Origin of the sequence: Bacillus sp. JJ783 (assembly GCF_036963225.1) — a bacterium.
Taxonomy (GTDB): Bacteria; Bacillota; Bacilli; order Bacillales; family Bacillaceae_G; genus Bacillus_A; species Bacillus_A cereus_U.
On record NZ_JBALMG010000072.1, the window covers coordinates 26,846 to 48,288 of the forward strand.

Genomic DNA, 21,443 nt, shown 5'->3' on the forward strand with positions numbered 1-21,443 from the left:
GATACCCCTTAATCAACTTCCAATAACGATAATTATGTAAATAAGCTGTCCATATGGGCAGCTTATTTTATTTTTTGTTTAGCACGGGCATTTTTTCATGAAGAAAAGACACTCACATGAGTGTCTTTTCCGATAGTTTTTTAGCAGAAGCAAGAAGCTCCAACTATGATTAATAAAATAAATAATACAACTAATAAAGCAAAGCCGCCGCCACAACTACTACAACTACCACCAAAGCCCATAACAGTTCCTCCTTTAGATAAGAGGAGAAAACAAGAGGTCACTCATGTATTTTAACGGATTCAATTTACTTTATGTATTTACGCATGAATTGAGCAGGTCCTTTTGAAAATAAAGAAAAGACACCTTCTAAGGTGTCTTTCTCCGATTTGAACCATCTCAAGTTTAATGATATGGGGTCTCGCCACATACCTATCAAGCTGAAGGGGATCTTTTTTTTAGCTTTTAAAGAAATCCTTCATCATTTTAGCGCCTTTAATGTTCAATGTCACACCTTCTACTTTATCTTTCTTTTCATCTTTAGCGATCGTAATTTGCTCCGTATTATCAACCCACACAAGAAATTCTTCTTTTGAGTCATCTTTATATGTAACGGTTATAGTAGAATGCGCAGATGCCCTCTTTTTTTGATCTAGTGTGATTGTTTTAGGTGTTCCATTTTGAACTGCCGAAACGATAGATTGTATCATTTTTTCGTTATCTGTTTGAGATTTGGAACTAGTATTACTTGATGTTCTAAGCATCTCAATGTTTGTAATGTCTGCAGAGTTTAATTGAATGGTATTTTTCGTATTTTCTTGCTTAGTTTTTGGAGTATTATTTGTAGTAGAAGTGCTTGTACAACCTATTAAAGTAAAAGATAGAACACTTAGAGCGCATATATAAGTGATTTTTTTCATTTTATCTCCTCCTCTAATTTAATTATAACAATATTCTGTTAATTTAGGTAGTTATTGTAAGGGGAAAGGTAAAATAATATCTCATCCTTACAAAATTGTCACACTCATGTAAGGTAATTCAATAGATTCGTTACTTTTTCCATGTCATAATAAAGACATAAGAAAGCTAATCAAAAAACTATAAGTTATTAGGAGAGTGTCAGTCATGATTGTAACAACAACGTCTGGAATCCAAGGTAAAGAAATTATTGAGTATATTGATATTGTAAATGGTGAAGCTATTATGGGTGCAAATATTGTTCGTGATTTATTTGCTTCCGTTCGTGATGTTGTCGGTGGCCGTGCTGGTTCTTATGAAAGCAAGCTAAAAGAAGCTCGTGATATCGCGATGGACGAAATGAAAGAACTTGCAAAACAAAAAGGTGCGAACGCTATCGTTGGTATTGACGTAGATTATGAAGTTGTTCGTGATGGAATGTTAATGGTTGCTGTAAGTGGTACAGCTGTACGTATATAATTAAATAAAAAAACAGGCTCACCCCTCGAAGCTTATGCTTTGAGGGGATTTTTTAATAACTAGTCAAAAACACTTTTCCTTTTGTTTTCTCGGCAGACTGCACAACATCAACCGCAGTTTTCAAATCTGCTAAGTCATACGTAGAATGTACTGTCATGAAACGTAATTGTTTATCTTCTACTAAGCGAATTAAGTGACGAAACGTTTCTTGCCATTTATATGCGGACACTTCTTTATTCCAATGTCGTAAATGAAATATGTTAGCGTGCACTTTTGCTTTAGTGACAATCTCTGCCCAGTTTACTTGTATTCCTGATAGAAGGCCTATAGTTAAAAAGTGCCCGTTTGGACGTAAAGAAAAAGCTAATTCATTTCCATCGGATCCTCCAATAGAATCAATTGCAGCATCTGCACCTATCCCGTTTGTTAATTCCATAACTGTTTCATAAAGCGGGGTAGTGGAAGTATCTATTACATGATGGGCACCAAGCTGAAGTAATTCTTCTGTATGTTTACTATTTCTAGTCACTGCAATTAATCGGAAGTTTAAAATTTGTGATAATTGAGCAAAAAGATGTCCAATAGCGGATCCACAAGCATTTACTAATAAAATGTCATTACATTTTAATTTTAGAGTTTCTGTACACGTAACCCATGCTGTAAGGGGATTAATATACATTTGTGCTGCTGTGAAATCATCAATAGAATCAGGAATAGGGACCACGAAGTCAGCCGATGTTGTAACAAATTCTTGCCAAGTACCTTCCCCGCGTAAAGGTAAAACGCGTTTACCGATAAGGTCTCTAGAAACAAAAGCTCCTACATTTTCTACAATACCAACACCTTCGTAACCAGGTATGTTAGGTAACGGAATTCTATGTGCATACGCTCCGGTTACTGGAATTAAGTCAGATGGATTTATAGGTCTTGCTAACATGCGAACTAGCACTTCATTATCTTTCGGTGGTTCTATATTTTTATATTCAACTTGTAACACATCTTTCGGATTGCCAAACTCATGAAATTGAATGTATTTTCCAAGCAAAATAAATGTTCCTCCTTAGTGTGATTGGATTAATTATAGCATTTTTAGCTTAATTGATTATTTCAGTAGCACTAAATAAAGAGGAACAGACAGTCTTCGTTTATACATTTGATAAAATCGTAGAAAATGGTATTGCTGTGTTTAAAAAATTTAATGAAAAATAGGCTCGACCCTTGGAGTTTATGCTTTGAGGGGATTTTTATTGTGCAAATTTCAAAAAAACAAATGAATTATGTAGCATTGTATGGATTGTAAAATCGATTTCCTGAATAAGTTATTAGGTACATAGTAATATAATAAAAAGACGCCCTTGTGAGCGCCTTTTTCCGACTTGAGATAGATGTATCATTATTGTTCTATTAGGATACATAGCTCTCGTTTAAAGTTTACTCACACAAATGATCTGTGTATCAATTTGTTTTGATATACAGATCATTTGCATGATAATTCTTATAGATAATTGCTGAATGATAACCTTACATGAATGCTTTTAAAAGTTCTTGAACCAATGGAATTACTCCACCTACGAATTTTAAAACTGCCATTGCGATTTCCATATGATTGCCTCCTTTTTTTAATAGTAAGATGTAATGAATCTTTATACCCTCATTATAGTAAGCGTTTACAAATACATCAATGCATTTCGATATGCATTATTTCATATTTGTATTCGGTAATGAGGATAAAGAGGAATCAGTAACCTATCAAAATATAAGTCGCATCTTGTATAGTATAATGTAATGGTGGAGGTCGGATATGAAAAAAATAAATTCAAATATAGATTTGGATACAAATGTATTGGAAGCGGTATTTATTCCAAGAAGGTTTATTGTTTTATGGATTATACTCGTATATATAGCTTCAATGCTTTTAGAATTTCGGAATAATATTCTCTCTATGGATAGTTTCTTCTTTACAATAGTCATTGTTATTCATACTATTTTTCATTGGTATGCGAGTTCATTAAAGAATAGGCAATTGTTGTATTTCTTTTTTGTACAACTCTTCATTGTGTTTCTCGCTGCATTTATTGTACCAAATGGTTCAATAGCTATTTTTGTTGGATTACCCCCTATTTTAATTGCCCAAAGTCTATATGTTTATAACAATATATTTAAAGTAATGGCAGTTTTTACTCTTATGTATGCCATATTTTGTACTGCAATCAGTATCAATTATGGTGTGAATAAAGTAGCTATTCTTATCTCTATGTTCCTTTTAGTATTAGCAATTATTATTCCTTTTTCCTATATTAATAAGCAGCAATTTGATGCACGTAATCGTATACAGAGCTACATTCAAGAGTTAGAGTCTGCATATATGAGAGTAGAAGAATTGACATTAGCTAATGAAAGGCAGCGAATGGCAAGAGATTTACATGATACGTTAGCGCAAGGTGTAGCGAGCTTAATTATGCAATTGGAAGCAATAAATGCCCATATGCAAAAAGGGAATACAGGACGATCTCAAGAGATTATGAAACAAACTATGGTAAGAGCGAGACAAACTTTACATGATGCAAGGTTGGTTATTGATGATTTGCGTCATACTACCAATTCATTTAATGAAGCAGTAGAGGAAGAGGTTCAACGTTTTTCTGAGGCTACGTCTATACATGTGAGATTTACTATTCAAAGCCCCCCGCATATTTCAAGCTTAGTAAAGGAGCACTGTTTATATGTAATTAGTGAATGTTTAACGAATATCGCAAAACATTCGCAGGCAACAGATGTAAATTTAAAAGTTGAATATATCGCTGACATTGAAAAGCTTACTATTGAAGTTGAAGATAATGGAATTGGTTTTGACACTGGATATATCGGTAAGAATCCTGGACACTATGGTTTAATTGGCTTAAATGAGCGTGTTCGATTGATTAAGGGAGAAATACATATATTGAGTGAAAAGATGAAGGGTACGAAAGTGTATATTCAAGTGCCTATAAATAAAGAAGGAGATAGCCATGAAGTATAACGTATTAATTGTGGATGATCATTTCGTTGTAAGAGAAGGTCTGAAATTAATAATAGAAACGAGTGATTCATTTCAAATTATAGGTGAGGCTGCAAACGGAGAAGAAGCCCTTTCTTTCATAGAAAAAAAGAAACCCGATGTTATTTTAATGGATTTAAATATGCCTAAAATGAGTGGTTTAGAAACGATTGAGGCTTTGAATAAAAAACAAAATCATACGCCGATTATTATATTAACTACTTATAACGAAGATGAATTAATGTTAAAGGGAATTGAGCTAGGAGCAAAAGGATATTTGCTGAAAGATACGGATCGTGAGAATTTATTTCGAACGTTGGAAGCGGCTATTCGAGGTGAGATTTTACTACAACCAAATATTATGGAAAAGATTGTGAACTATAAAAGGAAAGAAGTACATGCTGATAAGGTTGAAGGGAACAACTTAACAGAAAAAGAATTGTTTGTGTTGAAAGCTATTGCGCGCGGATATAAGAATAAAGAAATTGCATTTGATATGGGGATAGCTGAGCGAACGGTAAAAGCGCATTTAACAAATATATACAATAAATTAGGCGTTAACTCACGGTCAGAAGCAGTAGCTGTGTCTATTGAAAGGAAGTTAATTCATTTTTAAAACATTATATATGCCCAATCGTACATTATAGGCTTGCCCTTTTGTACGATTTTTTTATTTCTTTCTCATGTTATGCTTCAGAAAGTATGAGAGATTTAAGAACAGTACAATTACAGACGTTTTCTTTTATCCCAACATAGAACGTATTGCTGTAAATTCATTCAAAGATTGCAGTTGATAAGAAATGGGGGAGTTAACACAGATGTTTCTACCTATTACTACATTTTATAGGTTTAGTTGGCTGGGGAGTTTTGCTTTCTCTTCAGAAAAGGTTAGCAGGAATCGAGCGCTTTCGAGGGCCGAAGAACTAAATGCTAATTTGTATGAAAAGAAATGTATAGATTCAGTTAGTAATATTCATGAGGAAATAACGATAGATTTTGTGAAATATGGTGATAATTATGTATCGGGTCATGCGGAACCTTATGCAACAATTGTCATAACGAGCGGCGATATGCTTGTTGGAAGTGGACGGGTTAATGAGTATGGAGAATTTAAAATATATACGAATAATCATCTGGAAGAGTATTTGATAATAAAAGTTCAGTCGATATTAGGTGGTTTTTATCAAGAGAGTATAATAGTAAAGGTAGATTGTTAATTTATAATGATTCCAGTTTTTATTTTCTAAATAAAAATGAAAGGAAGCAACAAATTGTTGCTTCCTTTTTCTATTAAGCCGAAGCTTTCTTCATTCTCTCAAGTAAACTAGATAAAATATGCGTACGATAAGATTCTAGTTTTTTACCTTCATAAGTACGAATACCTAATTTTTTAAGTTCTTTTACATACCAACCTTTGCTTCCGAAATACATGTGATCGCTCCCCTTCAACTTTTTTTATTTGTCCTGATTGTACTTGGAGGTACAGGTAATATAATGAAGGAAATGAATTTCGTGCGAAAATGGTTAACTTTGTTGCAAAAGACATATATACTAAAGGTAGTATACAACGAGGTGGGCAAGACGTGATTATAGAGAAGCACGAAATTCAAATTGACCAAATTACGAGCGGTAAAGTGAATATCTTTACTTTCTATAGAAATAGAAAGCAAGTTGATGATCATTTTTTACGATTGCAAGAACCATCGCTTACAGCAAACTACTTCTTCCATTTTCATTTTGATGCAGAGAGCTTACATCTTCTGCAGGAAGAGTTTCCGAGCGTATATCCGTACGGTGGTAGTGAAACGATTCACGACTGGACGGAAAAGATGAAAGCGGAATTGCAACATCAGATCCAAACAGGAAAATGGAATAAGCGCATACGTATCGGTAATCGTATTCTAGATGTGGTGTTTACGTGGTGTGACGAAGATATAGTAGAGTGAAAAAGAAGCGGATGACGCTTCTTTTTTTAGCGCTGGAATAAAACGAGCTTGCCTGCAGTAGATGTGCAGCGATGTGTTTTTTCGTACAATCCTTTTTCTTGTAAAATAGATTCACCTTTTGCTTTCGCTTCTTTTTCAGTTGCCGCCTCGAATGATTCATCTAATGCTTTTGAACCATCTTTTTCAAAGACTGTTAGAACGTATACTCCCATGCAAATTACCTCCAATAATTAAAATCAGAATCTTATAACTATTTTGTCATAAATCACTAGAATATGCAAAGAAATATATGACATTGCGTGGTAAAATAAGGTGTAATAAGCGGGGGAGTCTTTTCATCCCACTAATTATTAGTTTTCAGCTATTTTAATATTGATCAAATGAAACTTTTGAAATATAGAAAGGATCGTTATTTGTGAAACAAGTGAAGTTTATACATGCGGCTGATTTGCATTTGGATAGTCCGTTTAAAGGGATGGAAATGAATGTTGCGCAGTCTGTTTGGGAAAGAATGAAGCAAAGTACGTTTGAATCGTTCGAGCGTATTGTTGATAAAGCGATTCAAGAGCGCGTTGATTTCGTATTACTAGCTGGGGATTTGTATGATGCGGAGACGAGAAGTTTGAGAGCGCAAGTGTTTGTGCGCGAGCAAATGAAGAGACTTTCGCAGTACGATATTCCCGTTTTTATTATTCACGGTAACCACGATCATTTAGGGGGAAGCTGGGCAGCAATTGAGTTTCCAGAAAATGTTCATGTGTTTACGGAACCTTATGTAGAAGAGAAGTCGTTTTATAAAAATGGTGAGTTGTTAGCTTCTATTTACGGGTTTAGTTATTTGCAGCAAGCAGTAACGGATAATATGACAGCGCAGTATACGAAAATGAGTGATGCGCCTTTTCATATTGGAATGCTTCACGGGAGTGTGGAAGGGGATGCAGAGCATAATCGCTATGCACCGTTTCAAATTCGTGAGCTGAAAGAAAAGCAGTTTGATTATTGGGCTCTTGGCCATATACATAAACGTGAAATTCTATCAGAAGAGCCGTACATTATTTATCCAGGTAACATACAAGGGCGCCATCGTAAGGAAACAGGGGACAAGGGTGCATACCTTATTGAACTCACGAAACAAGGAACGCATTGTTCATTTTTCCATACGGCGGATGTTGTATGGGATGAGATTGAAGTGAGTATCGATGGACTTGAAACTGTTGATGATCTTATGACGAGCGCGTCAAGTGCGATGAATGAATGCCGAAGAGAAGAGGAAGGCACGCTTTTAACTGTTGTATTTATAGGGCAGGGACCACTTTCTCCTTATTTACGTGAAGACAAGCGCGTGGAAGAGATTTTTCATATTTTAGCAGCGGGAGAAGAGCGAAAAGACTTTGTATATGCGATGAAGTGGAAAAACGAGACGGTTTCTTTTGCGGAAATTGAGCGTTTGAAAGAAGAAAATCATTTCGTCGGTAGTGTGCTAAAAGAGTTAGAAGCTTTTACAAATATGGACGGAGTGTTGCGCACGATTTGGACATCTCCTGTAGCGCGTAATAGTATTGAAGCTTTTACGGAAGAAGAGAAGAAAGAGATTCAAAAGGAAGCGGAAAATATTATTTTAGAGCAATTATTCCAGCAAGAGAGGGATAAAAAATGAGAATTGAAAAACTCCATATTTATGGCTATGGAAAACTAGAAAATGTGGAAATGGATCTTTCATTGCTGACGGTGTTGTACGGTGAAAATGAAGCGGGGAAATCGACAATTCGCTCGTTTATGAAAAGTATATTATTTGGTTTTCCGACGAGAGGACAGCGCCGTTATGAGCCGAAAGAAGGCGGAAAGTACGGCGGGGCGATGACTGTTCAAACAGAGAAGTACGGCCGTTTGAAAATTGAACGATTGCCAAAGACGGCAGCTGGTGAGGTGACCGTTTATTTTGAAGACGGGAAAACGGGCGGCGAAGATATTTTAAACGATATATTAAGCGGCATGAATGAAAGCTTATTTGATTCAGTCTTTTCATTTGATATGCATGGCCTGCAGAATATTCATCAGCTCGGTGAAGCGGATATTGGTAATTATTTATTTTCGGCCAGCGCAGTCGGAAGCGATGCGTTATTGCAGTTAGATAAAAAATTAGAAAAAGAAATGAATCAGCGTTTTAAGCCGAGTGGTCGTAATCCTGAAATTAACGTGTCACTGCAAGAGATGAAGAAAATTGAGGAAAAGATGAAAGAGTGGCAAGGAAAAATTGGCACGTATGAAAAACAGGTCGAGCAGTTAAAAGAAAGTGAAGAGAAACTTGCTTCTGTTCGTGCGGAGAAAGAGAGTGCGGAAAAACGAAAGCAAGACTATGAAATATTAGCAGCGCTTGAGCCTCTCGTTATTGAAAAGAGTGCGCACGAGAAAGTGTTAGAAAACGAAAACGGGCAGTTTCCTGTAAACGGGATGGCGCGCTATGAGGCGGTAAAGGCAAAGATAGAACCGCTGCAAGTACAAGTAGATTCACTTCAAAAAAAGATAGAAACAGTGCAATCAGAAATTGATTCCACAAAAATAGATGAAGCATTTTTACAAAAAGAAAGTTATGTAGAAGAACTTCGTATGCAGCATATGTCTTATGAAAATGCACGTCAAGAAATGCGTGATATGACAGGAAGTATTGCGAATATAAAAGAAGAAATCGCAGAACTACAGCAACAAATTGGTGCTACTTTTGAACAAGAGACTGTTCTTTCATTTGATATAAGTTTAGCGACGAAAGAATTAATTACGCAAACTGTGCAAAAGGCGCGCGAATTAGAAACGCAAAAAGCACAACTAGATGATCGTTTTAAAACGGCTCAAGAGCAATTAGAAGAGCAAGAAGAAAACATAAGACAAATAAGTCAGCAAATGTTAGCGGATGAAGAACGAAATACGTTAGTTGAGAAAGAAAAATCATTTCAAGATGCGGCGTTTATCGGTATGGGCGCAGAGAGAATGAAGCGTAAGTATGAGGAAAAAGCAGGAGCGGCTATGCAAAAGAAAAAACAGTGGCAAAGAGTTTGTCTTCTGTTACTTCTTATTAACACGCTTGTTTTATTCACGAGTCTATTTATAGATAACCGCGTGCTGTTATTTATTAGTGTGATTGTTTTTGTAGGGATTGTCCTTGCTCTTGTTTTATATAAAGATCCATCAGGTGGATTACAAGAAGAGCTTCTTACTCTTCAGCAAAGTGCTGGCGGACGTCAAAGTGAAGAAGCGATGTCCGTGCGCTATCAGTTAGAAAAAGATGAAGAGCTTCGTAAGCTATTTGAACGCGAGGCGTATAAGTTACAGCAAATGGAACGTACATATGATAAAGTCGTTTCATCTTATGAAGAATGGGAGAGAGAAACTTTCCGTACGGGAGAACAAGTAGATGCGTATAAAACGCGCTATATGCTCCCTGAATTTTATACGTATGCGCACATATTGCCGGCGTTTGAGCGTATTGAAAAAATGCAGTCATTATATCGTGATTTAGAGAAGCAAAGTAAGCGAAAATCTTCATTGTATGAAATGATTTCGCACTTTGAACATAAACTAGAAACTGTTATCGGTAGTAAAGAGTATAGTAATTTGCATGAGGCGCAAAGTCGTATGCAAAATGAGAAAGAGAAGCGCCAAACTTGTAAGCAGCTGAAAGAGAAGCTGGCGGAATGGCAAGAAGAATATGAGTTCATGCAAGAGCAATTAAAACAACTTGTAGTAGAGCGAGATGGGTTATGGCATATCGCAGAATCTACAGATGAAGAGATGTTTTTAGAAGCAGGTAAACTGGCAGAGAAACGTGAAGATGCGGATAAGCAAGTGGGGCGTTTATTACCTCAAATTGATCTTTTAGAACAGCGCTTAACGAGTTTGTCATTAGCTGAGCATTATGAGGCTGACGGTTATGATGAAAAATTAAAGCAAGAAATTACAGCCGCGCAAAACTGTCTTGCAGGGGAGAAAGAACTGACAGAGCGCATTGCGAAGCATCGAATAGAAATTGCGAATTTAGAAGAAGGCAGTACGTATGGTGATTTACTACATGAGTGGGAAATGAAAAAATCACAAGTGCGTGAACAAGTGAAGAAGTGGGCTGCATATGCGGCCGCGAAGACAGTGTTAACGAAAACGAAGCAATATTATCATGAAGTGCATCTTCCGCGCATTTTACAAAAATCTGAAGAGTATTTCGTGTATGTAACGGGCGGACGATATAGTAAAATATTCTCACCGTCAGAGGCGGAACCGTTCATTGTCGAACGTAACGATGGTATGCGTTTTTACAGCCATGAACTAAGCCAAGCGACAGCGGAGCAGTTATATTTATCGTTACGATTTGCACTAGCGAAAACGTTTGAGCATGATTATCCATTTATTATTGATGATAGTTTCGTGCATTTTGATGTGGTAAGGACGAATCGAACGATTGAACTAATAAAGGAAATTGCGAAAGATAGACAAGTTATCTTCTTTACGTGCCATGCGCATCTACTCACGTATTTTACAGAAAATGAGATTATAAAATTAACACGTAAGCGTAAAGAAAATGAGTTGTAGTATGCTATACTAAAAGTAATTGATTTGGTGGAGGAATTCGAATGAAAAAGAAAATTGTAGAATATGAAGTTGGTGAACAAGTCGATGTTTTCTTGTTAATTAAAACAGCGACAAAAGGTCTCGCAAGTAATGGTAAGCCGTTTTTAACAGTAATCTTACAAGATCCAAGTGGAGATATTGAAGCGAAGCTATGGGATGTATCACCAGAAGTTGAGAAGCAATATGTAGCGGAAACGATCGTTAAAGTAGCTGGCGATATTCTAAACTATAAAGGACGTATTCAATTACGTGTGAAACAAATCCGTGTTGCGAATGAGAATGAAGTAACGGACATTTCAGACTTTGTAGAAAAAGCTCCAATAAAAAAAGAAGATATGGTTGAGAAAATTACGCAATACATATTTGAAATGAGAAACCCGAACATTCAGCGTCTAACAAGACATTTGTTAAATAAGCACCAAAACGAATTTTTAGAATATCCAGCAGCGACGAAAAATCATCACGAGTTCGTATCTGGACTAGCTTATCACGTAGTATCGATGTTAGATTTAGCGAAAGCTATCTCGGCTCTATACCCATCGTTAGATAAAGACTTACTATATGCGGGCGTTATTTTACACGATCTTGGTAAAGTATTTGAGCTATCTGGCCCGATTTCTACGACGTATACGTTAGAAGGAAATTTACTTGGCCACATCTCTATCATGGTGAACGAAATTGGTAAAGCAGCAGAGGAACTACAAATCGATGCAGAAGAAGTATTAATCCTTCAGCACATCGTCCTTTCCCATCACGGAAAAGCAGAATGGGGTAGCCCAAAACCACCATTAGTAAAAGAAGCAGAAATTCTGCACTACATCGATAACTTAGATGCAAAAATGAACATGATGGACCGCGCATTAGGACGCACAAAACCAGGCGAATACACAGAACGTGTCTTTGCGCTTGATAATCGTTCGTTCTATAAGCCAACTTTCCATAATTAAGATTGTGAATAGAATGGCCTCATTAAGTGTGGCATGACAATAAAATTGTTTAAAAAGATGGTGTGAAATTAAGTTTTCACACCATCTTTTATTGCCCTGATAAGGGAAGACACTGCAAACAGCTTTAAAAACCATTATTTATTCCTTGATGAGGAAAGAAATAATGAGAGAAAAAGATGTAAATCATACGGCAAATTTATATTGCATTAGCTCGTGTAAAGCTAATGGATGAGGGTCTGTTGTCAATAAAAAAACGGATCTTAAACAAAACCATTCTTTTGCATACCATGTGATGCAAGAGAACGTGTTCGTTGATTGGAAATCTTTTGTAGAGTATTCTAAATATAGAGTTGTAGTAGGAATATTCTTTTAAGGAGAGTGATTACTTTATGCTAGGAAAATGGATGGATAAAGTAAGAGAACCTAGATGTATACACAATTATAAATTTATTAAAACTCAGGATAGTGAAAATTTTAAAACAGGGCAGATTGGGACAGCTAATGTTTATAAGTGCGAAAAATGTGGTAAAGAAAAGGTTGATTATAAATATAACAGTGATATAAATAGTGATTTTTGGAATATATAAAATAAATCATTTAATGAAACAGAGAATTACTAATATTAATTATTCGCTAAAATTACAATTTATTGTAAGGATATTTAACTATTAAAGAATTTTAATAGCCTAGGATTAGTTCATTGATTGTAGGCTATTTATTTTGGCGAGTGAAAAGGTTTTATTACCAGTAGATATGAAAATAATTACGCCACAAAACATATAGCATTTTAAACTAATACTGAGATATTAAAAAATTATCTCGAATTCGAGATAATTTACTTGCTTTTTAATCACTTGAGATGTAAAGTGATAGTGACGAAAGGAATTATTACTTTCGGACGAATCGTTTTACACATTGAATTATTTTTTTAATTATCACTTGACTAGTAAAATGAATGATTACTTTTATAAACAAATGCTACGTTGACCAGCGAGCCGAAATAAAACCATTAAATATAAATTAAAATTATTGGAGGAATATATAATGAACCAATTAAAAGGAATACACCACGTTACAGCGATTACAAGTAGTGCAGAAAAGAACTATGAATTTTTCACTCATGTTTTAGGAATGCGTCTCGTTAAAAAAACGGTAAACCAAGATGATATTCAAACGTATCATTTATTCTTTGCAGATGATAAAGGTAGTGCCGGAACGGATATGACTTTCTTTGACTTTCCAGGCGTTCCGAAAGGTGTACACGGGACAAATGAAATTTCAAAAACTTCATTCCGAGTTCCAAGTGATGCGGCATTAGCATATTGGGTGAAACGTTTTGACCGCCTTGAAGTGGAGCATACAGGAATTAAAGAGCAATTCGGTAAGAAAACTCTTTCTTTCGTTGACTTTGATGATCAACACTATCAATTAATCTCTGACGAATTGGATAAAGGGATAGAATCAGGTACACCGTGGCAAAACGGTCCAGTTCCATTAGAATATGCAATTACTGGATTAGGACCTGTATTTATTCGTATCGCGAACTTTAGTTATTTCAAAGAAGTACTAGAAAAAGTTCTATTATTTAAAGAGATTGCTCAAGAAGGAGAATTCTATTTGTTTGAAGTAAACGAAGGTGGAAATGGTGCTTCTGTCATTGTAGAACATAATACGGTTCTTCCTGAAGCACAACAAGGTTTTGGTACAGTGCACCATGCTGCATTCCGCGTAGAGGATCGAGCTGTATTAGAAGAGTGGATTGAGCGACTAAGTCGAGTTGGACTCCCTTCATCTGGTTATGTAAATCGTCACTTCTTTGAGTCATTATACGCAAGAGTTGCGCCGCAAATTTTATTCGAGTTTGCAACAGATGGCCCAGGGTTTATGGGAGATGAGCCATACGAAACACTTGGAGAAAAATTATCTTTACCTCCGTTCTTAGAGCCAAAGCGTGAAGAAATCGAAAAATTAGTTCGTCCGATTGATACAGTGAGAAGTACTAAGGAATTTATTAAAGAGTAAAAATAGAGATAATAAGTAGAAGAGCAAGTAGTTTTAGCGAATCGCTAGAATTGCTTGTTTTTTTATCATTAAAATAATTGACTTACTTTTAATGCGTAACTATAATGGTTACATAACAACCATCGGTAATAGCGGTGAGTAATATTTTTTTAGTATAATTGTAACTATTTTAGTTACAATTAAAATTAATTATAAAACAACCAAAAAATGTAAAAACTTTAAATAGCAACATGAGAAAGGAGACTTGAATTTTGAAACGGTTTAAGTTTTATATGATTAGCGGTATTGTGCTCGTTTTTTTAGTAGTATGTAACTTCGTCGATAAGCCGATTGCGAAGGTTGAAGAAGTGAAGGATACTGTTATGATGAAGATAAATACGAAAGAGAAGATGGCACAGATTGATGGACAGACGATTTATTTTAAGCAAATTGGTGAGGGAAAACCGCCCTTACTTATGCTTCACGGATTCGGTGGTTCTTCAGATGGATTTAGTGATATTTATCCGGAACTAGCGGGAGACCATACGATTATCGCTGTTGATATTTTAGGATTTGGACGTTCTTCTAAGCCGATTGATTTTCAGTATTCGTTTCCTGCGCAAGTGAATTTATATTATAAGTTAATGAAGAAACTTGGATATGATCAGTTTGCGGTACTTGGTCATTCAATGGGGGGAGAGATGTCCCTTAATTTAGCGTATTTATATCCGGACGCAGTGACGCATCTTATTTTGGCGGATTCTACAGGGATTGAATCTTTCCAGCAAAAAGAAAGTTATGAAGTGACGCCACTATCGACGGACTTACAAACTGTAACAGAGATTACGGATTATAATAAAAATGAAGTGAAAAATAGTCGCGATGATAAAAAGCATTATGATGAGCTTACGAAAATGAGAGAGCGCCGCGTTGCGATGGAAGCGGATAAAATTAAGGTGCCGACTTTAATTATTTGGGGTAGGCACGATAAGAGCGTTCCTTGGAATAATGGTGAGCTGTATCATCAGTTATTTGCAAATAGTACGTTTCATATCATTGAAAAAGGATACCACGCACCGTTCCGTCAAGAGCCAATCGAGTTTATGGAATATGTACAAGCGTTCTTCGCGGAGAATCCACAATGAAATTTTAAGCATAAATCCACTTCTTTCCTCATAGAGTGAAACTAATAAAGCTTGTCTAAGGAAAGGGATGAACGAAAGTGGAAATTTTACCATGGTGGATTTATCTTGTAATCATTGGGATTGTATTAAGTGGCTACATGGTTTTATATACTTCGAAAAAAGAGCAAGAGATGGATAACGATTTTATCGAAAAAGAAGGCGAAGTATATATGAAGCGCTTAGAAGAAGAACGAGAGAAACGTAATCAGGATAGCGATAAAGATTCGGTATTGCTTTAATAGAAACTTTTGAAGAAGAGAAAAGGGTTTAGTTTCTCTTCTTTTTATTGTTCGGGAAATTATTATAGGAAAAAAGTATATGATATCTGCATGATATAAAATACAAAATGGCGCCATTTTAAAGTGTAACGCACAAGTTGCACAGGCGATGCAACGATAACTAGCTTTACTCTTCATCATTTATTTGCCCATACTAGACGTAGAGAGGTGATAAACACAGTATGATTTTTAGTGAACGCTTAAAACAAGAAAGAGAAAAACGAAATTGGTCGCAAAATGATTTGGCTGAAAAAATTCATGTAAGTAGGCAGTCTGTTTCGAAATGGGAGACGGGAAAGAACTATCCGAGCATTGAAATTATTATTCATTTAAGTGATCTGTTCGGTATTACAATTGATGAGTTGTTGAGGAGTGATGAAGAGTTGACACAGAAGGTAATCGAAGATAGTAAACAATTAGCGTATCCAAAATGGAAGGTGTTTTTTGATAGTCTATTCATGATGGGAGTATTTTTGTTTATTACAAAAATCGTTGTATGGATGTTAAATAAGTTTGCAGGAGCAAGCATTACCATTGTAGCGGATGCACCATATGTGATGAATTTTTTACCTCTCTTATTAATGATTATAGGTGGTACGGTTTCTGATAAGTTGAAGAAAATATATAGATAAGAGAAAGATTTGTAAGAAATCCCCTACACTAGCTGTTCTTTTCACTTAAATTGTGTACTATAAAGGATAGGATGATATAAAGAAGGGGACATTTAGAATGGAATTTCATGAACAGAAGATTTTGCCGGCAGTGAGGCAAATTAAAGATTTGGAAAAGCTATTACATAGTTCGTATGAGTATATTGTTATTTTAGATATTCATGTTGGTCAATTGAAGAGTGTTGTGTCACTCGCGAAGCAGCATAATAAAAAAGTATTTTTACATGTTGATTTGATCCATGGATTACAAAGTGATGGGCATGCGACGGAGTTTTTATGCCAAGAATATAAACCGTACGGGTTATTATCGACAAAGGCGAGCGTAATTATGAAGGCGAAGCAAAAAGGTGTCGTCTCCATTCAACGCATCTTTTTAATTGATTCTAGCGCAATGGAAAAGAGCTGTAATTTACTAGAAAAGACGAAGCCGGATTATATAGAGGTGCTTCCTGGTGCGTTAACGGGTGTCATTGCTGAGGTGAAAGAGCGTACAGGTGTACCGATTTTAGCAGGTGGTTTTATTCGAACTGTAGAAGACGTTGAAAGAGCGTTAAATGCTGGTGCGACAGCAATTACGACATCGAAAAAAGAATTATGGAAACATTACCAAAAAAAGTGACGGAAATGTGAAAAAATTCTGTTGACACCGCTTTCATTAGGGGTTAACATTATAGACAAGTTAATAAACGTGACGGAGAAAAGAAGAGATCCACATTTTATTGTTTCTATATATTATATAGAAGCATGTAAGCTGTGGATCTTTTTCTTTTGAAAAAAAACGAATGGCCATTCATTTTACCTCTATCGCATTTGAAAACGTTAAAATTGATAGTGGAGGGATACTATGTCAGCATTTTTAGGAGAGTTAATAGGGACTGCGTTGTTAATCTTACTTGGTGGCGGTGTTTGCGCTGGTGTAAGTTTAAAGAAATCGTTTGCGAAAGATTCTGGTTGGATTGTAATTACAATGGGATGGGGCTTAGCGGTAGCGATGGCAGCGTATGCAGTTGGATCAATTAGTGGGGCACATTTGAATCCGGCTTTAACGATAGGACTTGCTTTTAAGGGAGCGTTCCCATGGAGTGACGTACCTATGTATATCGCAGCACAAATGATTGGGGCAATTATCGGGGCAGTTCTCGTATATTTACATTACTTACCACACTGGAAAGAAACAGAAGATCCAGGAACAAAGTTAGGTGTATTTGCAACAGGTCCAGCAATTCCGAACACATTTACAAACCTTTTAAGTGAAATGATTGGAACATTCGTTTTAGTATTTGGTATATTAGCAATTGGAGCAAATAAATTTGCAGATGGTTTAAATCCATTTATCGTAGGTTTCTTAATTGTAAGTATTGGTTTATCATTAGGTGGAACAACAGGATACGCAATCAACCCGGCTCGTGATTTAGGTCCGCGTATTGCACACTTCTTCCTTCCGATTGCAGGAAAGGGCGGTTCAAACTGGAAGTATGCATGGATCCCGGTAGTTGGTCCGATTCTAGGCGGATCACTTGCAGGATTATTCCATCAAGTTGTATTTGAAGGAAAACAAAATTCAGCACTTATTTATGTGATTATTGCAACTGTGATTGTACTAGCAATCTCTTATATGACAAGTAAAAAAAGTGAAACTACTACAAATAGTAGAAAAGTAGCATAGGGGGAAACTGATATGAAAAAATATATTCTTTCATTAGACCAAGGAACAACAAGCTCACGCGCAATTCTTTTCAATAAAGAAGGAAAAATCGTTCATTCAGCTCAAAAAGAGTTTACGCAACATTTTCCAAAGCCAGGCTGGGTTGAGCATAATGCACAAGAAATTTGGGGATCTATTTTAGCAGTTATCGCAACTTGCTTAAGCGAAGCAGATGTGAAGCCAGAACAAATCGCTGGTATCGGTATTACGAACCAACGTGAAACAGCGGTTGTATGGGATAAAACGACTGGGAAACCAATTTATAACGCAATCGTATGGCAATCTCGTCAAACAGTTGAAATTTGTGATGAGTTAAAAGAAAAAGGTTATAGCGAGATGGTTCGCGAAAAAACAGGTCTTTTAATTGATGCATACTTCTCTGGTACGAAAGTAAAATGGATTTTAGACAACGTTGAAGGTGCAAGAGAAAAAGCGGAAAACGGAGAGTTATTATTCGGAACAATTGATACATGGCTTGTATGGAAATTGTCTGGTGGTAAAGCGCACGTAACAGATTACTCAAATGCATCACGTACATTAATGTTTAACATTCACGACTTACAGTGGGATGATGAGCTTCTAGACATGTTAACAGTACCAAAGAGCATGCTTCCAGAAGTACGTCAATCATCTGAAATATATGGAGAAACAATTGATTACCACTTCTTCGGTCAAAATGTACCGATTGCAGGTGTAGCTGGTGACCAGCAAGCAGCATTATTTGGACAAGCTTGTTTCGGTGAAGGTATGGCGAAGAACACTTACGGAACTGGTTGCTTCATGTTAATGAACACAGGCGAAAAGGCAGTAGCTTCTGAGCATGGCCTATTAACAACAATTGCATGGGGTTTAGATGGTAAAGTGAATTACGCATTAGAAGGAAGTATTTTCGTAGCAGGTTCTGCAATTCAGTGGTTACGTGACGGAATGCGCATGTTTAAAGATGCGAGTGAGAGTGAAGTGTATGCTAGCCGTGTTGAATCAACTGAAGGTGTATACATAGTACCAGCATTCGTAGGATTAGGTACACCGTACTGGGATAGTGAAGTACGCGGCGCTATGTTTGGTGTAACGCGCGGTACGACGAAGGAGCATTTCATTCGTGCAACGCTAGAATCTTTAGCATACCAAACGAAAGATGTACTATGCGCGATGGAAGCAGATTCAGGTATTGAACTGAATACATTACGCGTTGATGGCGGGGCAGTTAAGAATAACTTCTTAATGCAGTTCCAAAGCGATATGTTAGACGTTCCTGTAGAGCGTCCAGTGATCAGTGAAACGACAGCTTTAGGTGCAGCATACTTAGCTGGTCTTGCGGTTGGGTATTGGAAAAACCAAGATGAAATTAAAGCGCAGTGGAATATGGATAAACGCTTTACACCGGCAATGGAAGCGGAAACAAGCGAAGAGCTATATGCTGGATGGAAAAAGGCAATTGAAGCAACTAAAGCTTTCAAATAATCATAAACAGTGTTATAATGATGACAAGTTAATAATTCGGTAGGAGATTTGGAGAGACCACAACACGCTATAGAGGCGAAATCTATAGCGGAGTTCGTGGTCTCTTTTTTCGTTATCAAAGGGAGGAATTACCATGAAATTTTCAAGTAAACAACGTAAAGACGTATTAAACGGAGTAAATAAACAAGAGTTAGATGTGATCGTAATTGGTGGAGGTATTACTGGTTCTGGTATTGCATTAGATGGGGCAACACGCGGTTTATCAACAATTGTGTTTGAAATGCAGGACTTTGCAGCAGGTACATCAAGTCGTTCAACGAAACTTGTACACGGCGGTTTACGTTATTTAAAACAACTTGAAGTGAAAATGGTAGCAGAGGTGGGGAAAGAGCGTGCGATCGTATATGAGAACGGTCCCCATGTAACAACACCAGAGTGGATGTTACTTCCGTTCCATACAGGCGGCACGTTCGGGTCATTTAGTACATCAATTGGTCTTCGTGTATACGACTTCCTAGCAGGTGTAAAACGAAGCGAGCGCAGAAAGATGTTTAACCGTGAAGAAACGCTAAATAAAGAGCCTCTTGTAAAACAAGAAGGATTAAAAGGCGGCGGTTACTACGTAGAATATCGTACAGACGATGCGCGTCTTACAATTGAAGTAATGAAAGAAGCGATTGAACACGGTGCGAAAGCTGTTAACTACGCAAAAGTAGACAGTTTCTTATATAAAGATGGAAAAGTATGCGGTGTACGTGTAATCGATTTACTAGACGGAGAAGTGTACGAAGTTTACGGTAAGAAAATTGTAAACGCAGCTGGTCCTTGGGTAGATACACTTCGTGAAAAAGATAACTCTAAAAAAGGGAAAGTACTTCAGTTATCAAAAGGTGTGCATTTAGTAATTGACCAAAAACGTTTCCCGTTAGGGCAAGCGATTTACTTTGATACACCAGATAAACGTATGGTGTTCGCGATTCCTCGCGAAGGAAAAACGTACGTAGGTACAACAGATACGTTCTATGATAAAGACGCAGCTGTACCGCACATGACAACAGAAGATCGCACATATATCATTAATGCGATTAACTACATGTTCCCAAGCGTGAAAATTACAGAAAAAGATGTGGAGTCAAGCTGGGCTGGTGTACGTCCGTTAATTTATGAAGAAGGTAAGAATGCATCTGAAATTTCTCGTAAAGATGAAATTTGGACTTCTGAATCTGGTTTAATTACAATCGCGGGCGGAAAATTAACAGGATACCGCAAAATGGCTGAAATGGTAGTAGACTACGTAACGAATCTATTACAAAAAGAAGGACATAGCGCATATCCGAAGAGCGATACGAAACATATGCCAATCTCTGGTGGTCATGTAAGTGGTTCACACGGATTCTCAGCATTTATCGCAAAAAAAGCAGGCGAAGGTACGAAATATGGTTTAACGACAGCGCAAGCTGAAGAATTTGCTAAATTCTACGGCTCTAACGTTGACGTACTGTTTGATTTAGCGAAAAAACATAAAGACGAAGCGAAAGAATACAACATGCCGCTAGACGTTCTTATCCCGCTTGTATACGCGATGGATTACGAAATGACAGCGAAACCAGTTGACTTCTTCGTACGCCGCAGAGGCGCTGTATTCTTCAACATCCACTGGGTATACGAGTGGAAAGAAGCAGTAATCAACTACATGGCTGCAAAACTAGGCTGGAGCAAAGAAGAGCAAATGAAATACACAGCTGAACTAGAAAAAGCGTTAAGAGATGCTGTAATTCCTGTAGATCAACAAGAACAAGCAGCTGCGTTAGCGTAAAATAAATAGATATGTTTTCGTAAGAACGAATTGTGTAGGTTTGAAAATACACAATTCGTTTTTTCTTTTTTGTAGGATATAAACTATGAGTATTTGGCATTAAAAAGACTCTTTCCAATGATGGAGAGAGTCTTTTTATCTTGAAACTGTATGGGGTAATGTATTGAGTGCGGCTATCATTTACTAGTAAAATAAATTTCTGATTAACTATTCTGTTATTTTGCATTTATTCCAGTTAAATTCATTTCATGAATAGGTTACTAAGTGAAATACTTATCTAAACTCAGCATCATTATATCAAGGGGAAATTGTAAAAAATAGTATTGTTTTCATTATATTT

22 protein-coding genes are annotated in these 21,443 nt (G+C 36.6%); 17 read left to right on the top strand and 5 right to left on the bottom strand.

Annotation, left to right across the window (positions count from 1 at the left end; translation table 11 throughout):
* Positions 1-140 precede the first annotated feature (140 nt).
* Together V7038_RS15875 and V7038_RS15880 are read right to left on the bottom strand one after the other, a co-directional pair.
* Positions 141-242, bottom strand: a complete 102-nt coding sequence (locus V7038_RS15875) for a YjcZ family sporulation protein (RefSeq protein WP_000505688.1) — start codon at positions 240-242, stop codon at positions 141-143.
* Positions 243-458: 216 nt separating this feature from the next.
* Positions 459-920: a hypothetical protein gene (locus V7038_RS15880; RefSeq protein ID WP_335470868.1), complete on the bottom strand. Its 462-nt coding sequence runs from the start codon at positions 918-920 to the stop codon at positions 459-461.
* A gap of 205 nt (positions 921-1,125) precedes the next feature.
* On the opposite strand from V7038_RS15880, the gene V7038_RS15885 reads away from it, so the two are divergent.
* Positions 1,126-1,437 carry a YbjQ family protein gene (locus tag V7038_RS15885; protein ID WP_000637510.1) on the top strand — a complete coding sequence of 104 codons (312 nt, stop codon included), beginning with the start codon at positions 1,126-1,128 and terminating at the stop codon, positions 1,435-1,437.
* Positions 1,438-1,489: 52 nt separating this feature from the next.
* Here V7038_RS15885 and V7038_RS15890 read toward each other — a convergent pair whose 3' ends face one another.
* On the bottom strand, positions 1,490-2,482 hold the full coding sequence (locus tag V7038_RS15890; protein WP_335470870.1) for a zinc-dependent alcohol dehydrogenase family protein: 993 nt from the start codon (positions 2,480-2,482) through the stop codon (positions 1,490-1,492).
* 756 nt (positions 2,483-3,238) lie between these two features.
* On the opposite strand from V7038_RS15890, the gene V7038_RS15895 reads away from it, so the two are divergent.
* The 3 genes from V7038_RS15895 (at position 3,239) to V7038_RS15905 (ending at position 5,691) form a co-directional block, all read left to right on the top strand.
* Entirely contained in the window at positions 3,239-4,456 is a 1,218-nt protein-coding gene (locus V7038_RS15895) for a sensor histidine kinase (protein ID WP_335470874.1), read from the top strand.
* Positions 4,446-5,090, top strand: a complete 645-nt coding sequence (locus V7038_RS15900) for a response regulator (RefSeq protein WP_070146261.1) — start codon at positions 4,446-4,448, stop codon at positions 5,088-5,090. The genes V7038_RS15895 and V7038_RS15900 overlap by 11 nt, the downstream gene beginning before the upstream one ends.
* 202 nt (positions 5,091-5,292) lie before the next feature.
* The gene (locus V7038_RS15905; RefSeq protein WP_002202902.1) at positions 5,293-5,691 is read left to right on the top strand and encodes an Ig-like domain-containing protein; all 399 of its coding nucleotides are present in this window, start codon (positions 5,293-5,295) and stop codon (positions 5,689-5,691) included.
* 73 nt (positions 5,692-5,764) lie between these two features.
* On the opposite strand, the gene V7038_RS15910 is transcribed toward V7038_RS15905, so the two are convergent.
* Positions 5,765-5,905 carry a YflJ family protein gene (locus tag V7038_RS15910; RefSeq protein WP_000273535.1) on the bottom strand — a complete coding sequence of 47 codons (141 nt, stop codon included), beginning with the start codon at positions 5,903-5,905 and terminating at the stop codon, positions 5,765-5,767.
* 152 nt (positions 5,906-6,057) lie between these two features.
* On the opposite strand from V7038_RS15910, the gene V7038_RS15915 reads away from it, so the two are divergent.
* The gene (locus tag V7038_RS15915) at positions 6,058-6,420 is read left to right on the top strand and encodes a hypothetical protein (protein ID WP_033714215.1); all 363 of its coding nucleotides are present in this window, start codon (positions 6,058-6,060) and stop codon (positions 6,418-6,420) included.
* Positions 6,421-6,446: 26 nt separating this feature from the next.
* Here V7038_RS15915 and V7038_RS15920 read toward each other — a convergent pair whose 3' ends face one another.
* A complete protein-coding gene (locus V7038_RS15920) occupies positions 6,447-6,632 on the bottom strand; it encodes a YhzD family protein (protein ID WP_000539552.1) in 186 nt (61 codons plus the stop codon).
* A 203-nt stretch (positions 6,633-6,835) separates the two neighbouring features.
* Between V7038_RS15920 and V7038_RS15925 the strand changes: the two genes are divergently transcribed.
* The 12 genes from V7038_RS15925 (at position 6,836) to glpD (ending at position 21,103) form a co-directional block, all read left to right on the top strand.
* Positions 6,836-8,077: a metallophosphoesterase family protein gene (locus V7038_RS15925; protein WP_335470877.1), complete on the top strand. Its 1,242-nt coding sequence runs from the start codon at positions 6,836-6,838 to the stop codon at positions 8,075-8,077.
* Entirely contained in the window at positions 8,074-10,998 is a 2,925-nt protein-coding gene (locus V7038_RS15930) for an ATP-binding protein (RefSeq protein WP_335470879.1), read from the top strand. The genes V7038_RS15925 and V7038_RS15930 overlap by 4 nt, the downstream gene beginning before the upstream one ends.
* 41 nt (positions 10,999-11,039) lie before the next feature.
* Positions 11,040-11,984, top strand: a complete 945-nt coding sequence (gene yhaM / locus V7038_RS15935; RefSeq protein ID WP_002030183.1) for a 3'-5' exoribonuclease YhaM — start codon at positions 11,040-11,042, stop codon at positions 11,982-11,984.
* A 389-nt stretch (positions 11,985-12,373) separates the two neighbouring features.
* Positions 12,374-12,571 carry a hypothetical protein gene (locus tag V7038_RS15940; RefSeq protein WP_002166209.1) on the top strand — a complete coding sequence of 66 codons (198 nt, stop codon included), beginning with the start codon at positions 12,374-12,376 and terminating at the stop codon, positions 12,569-12,571.
* 457 nt (positions 12,572-13,028) lie between these two features.
* Positions 13,029-14,006 (top strand): ring-cleaving dioxygenase, encoded by a 978-nt coding sequence (locus V7038_RS15945; RefSeq protein WP_070138888.1) that lies wholly within the window; start codon positions 13,029-13,031, stop codon positions 14,004-14,006.
* A gap of 251 nt (positions 14,007-14,257) precedes the next feature.
* Positions 14,258-15,130, top strand: coding sequence for an alpha/beta fold hydrolase (locus V7038_RS15950; RefSeq protein WP_078179732.1), 873 nt, complete (start codon positions 14,258-14,260; stop codon positions 15,128-15,130).
* A gap of 77 nt (positions 15,131-15,207) precedes the next feature.
* Positions 15,208-15,408, top strand: coding sequence for a sporulation YhaL family protein (locus V7038_RS15955; protein WP_002064098.1), 201 nt, complete (start codon positions 15,208-15,210; stop codon positions 15,406-15,408).
* 221 nt (positions 15,409-15,629) lie between these two features.
* On the top strand, positions 15,630-16,079 hold the full coding sequence (locus V7038_RS15960) for a helix-turn-helix domain-containing protein (protein WP_070146265.1): 450 nt from the start codon (positions 15,630-15,632) through the stop codon (positions 16,077-16,079).
* A 97-nt stretch (positions 16,080-16,176) separates the two neighbouring features.
* Positions 16,177-16,737 carry a glycerol uptake operon antiterminator GlpP gene (gene glpP, locus V7038_RS15965; RefSeq protein ID WP_000394293.1) on the top strand — a complete coding sequence of 187 codons (561 nt, stop codon included), beginning with the start codon at positions 16,177-16,179 and terminating at the stop codon, positions 16,735-16,737.
* A 225-nt stretch (positions 16,738-16,962) separates the two neighbouring features.
* Positions 16,963-17,784 (top strand): glycerol uptake facilitator protein GlpF, encoded by an 822-nt coding sequence (gene glpF, locus V7038_RS15970; RefSeq protein WP_002159020.1) that lies wholly within the window; start codon positions 16,963-16,965, stop codon positions 17,782-17,784.
* A 12-nt stretch (positions 17,785-17,796) separates the two neighbouring features.
* On the top strand, positions 17,797-19,287 hold the full coding sequence (glpK, locus tag V7038_RS15975; protein ID WP_002201498.1) for a glycerol kinase GlpK: 1,491 nt from the start codon (positions 17,797-17,799) through the stop codon (positions 19,285-19,287).
* 133 nt (positions 19,288-19,420) lie between these two features.
* Complete coding sequence (gene glpD, locus V7038_RS15980) at positions 19,421-21,103, top strand: aerobic glycerol-3-phosphate dehydrogenase (RefSeq protein ID WP_070128066.1); 1,683 nt, start codon at positions 19,421-19,423, stop codon at positions 21,101-21,103.
* Positions 21,104-21,443: the final 340 nt, after the last annotated feature.

Coding starts and splice junctions, on each gene's coding strand:
- glpF (WP_002159020.1), top strand. CDS start 16,963: ATGTCAGCATTTTTAGGAGAGTTAATAGGGACTGCGTTGTTAATCTTA.
- V7038_RS15940 (WP_002166209.1), top strand. CDS start 12,374: ATGCTAGGAAAATGGATGGATAAAGTAAGAGAACCTAGATGTATACAC.
- V7038_RS15960 (WP_070146265.1), top strand. CDS start 15,630: ATGATTTTTAGTGAACGCTTAAAACAAGAAAGAGAAAAACGAAATTGG.
- glpP (WP_000394293.1), top strand. CDS start 16,177: ATGGAATTTCATGAACAGAAGATTTTGCCGGCAGTGAGGCAAATTAAA.
- V7038_RS15930 (WP_335470879.1), top strand. CDS start 8,074: ATGAGAATTGAAAAACTCCATATTTATGGCTATGGAAAACTAGAAAAT.
- yhaM (WP_002030183.1), top strand. CDS start 11,040: ATGAAAAAGAAAATTGTAGAATATGAAGTTGGTGAACAAGTCGATGTT.
- V7038_RS15945 (WP_070138888.1), top strand. CDS start 13,029: ATGAACCAATTAAAAGGAATACACCACGTTACAGCGATTACAAGTAGT.
- V7038_RS15900 (WP_070146261.1), top strand. CDS start 4,446: ATGAAGTATAACGTATTAATTGTGGATGATCATTTCGTTGTAAGAGAA.
- V7038_RS15920 (WP_000539552.1), bottom strand. CDS start 6,632: ATGGGAGTATACGTTCTAACAGTCTTTGAAAAAGATGGTTCAAAAGCA.
- V7038_RS15885 (WP_000637510.1), top strand. CDS start 1,126: ATGATTGTAACAACAACGTCTGGAATCCAAGGTAAAGAAATTATTGAG.
- V7038_RS15895 (WP_335470874.1), top strand. CDS start 3,239: ATGAAAAAAATAAATTCAAATATAGATTTGGATACAAATGTATTGGAA.
- V7038_RS15875 (WP_000505688.1), bottom strand. CDS start 242: ATGGGCTTTGGTGGTAGTTGTAGTAGTTGTGGCGGCGGCTTTGCTTTA.
- V7038_RS15880 (WP_335470868.1), bottom strand. CDS start 920: ATGAAAAAAATCACTTATATATGCGCTCTAAGTGTTCTATCTTTTACT.
- glpK (WP_002201498.1), top strand. CDS start 17,797: ATGAAAAAATATATTCTTTCATTAGACCAAGGAACAACAAGCTCACGC.
- glpD (WP_070128066.1), top strand. CDS start 19,421: ATGAAATTTTCAAGTAAACAACGTAAAGACGTATTAAACGGAGTAAAT.
- V7038_RS15905 (WP_002202902.1), top strand. CDS start 5,293: ATGTTTCTACCTATTACTACATTTTATAGGTTTAGTTGGCTGGGGAGT.
- V7038_RS15910 (WP_000273535.1), bottom strand. CDS start 5,905: ATGTATTTCGGAAGCAAAGGTTGGTATGTAAAAGAACTTAAAAAATTA.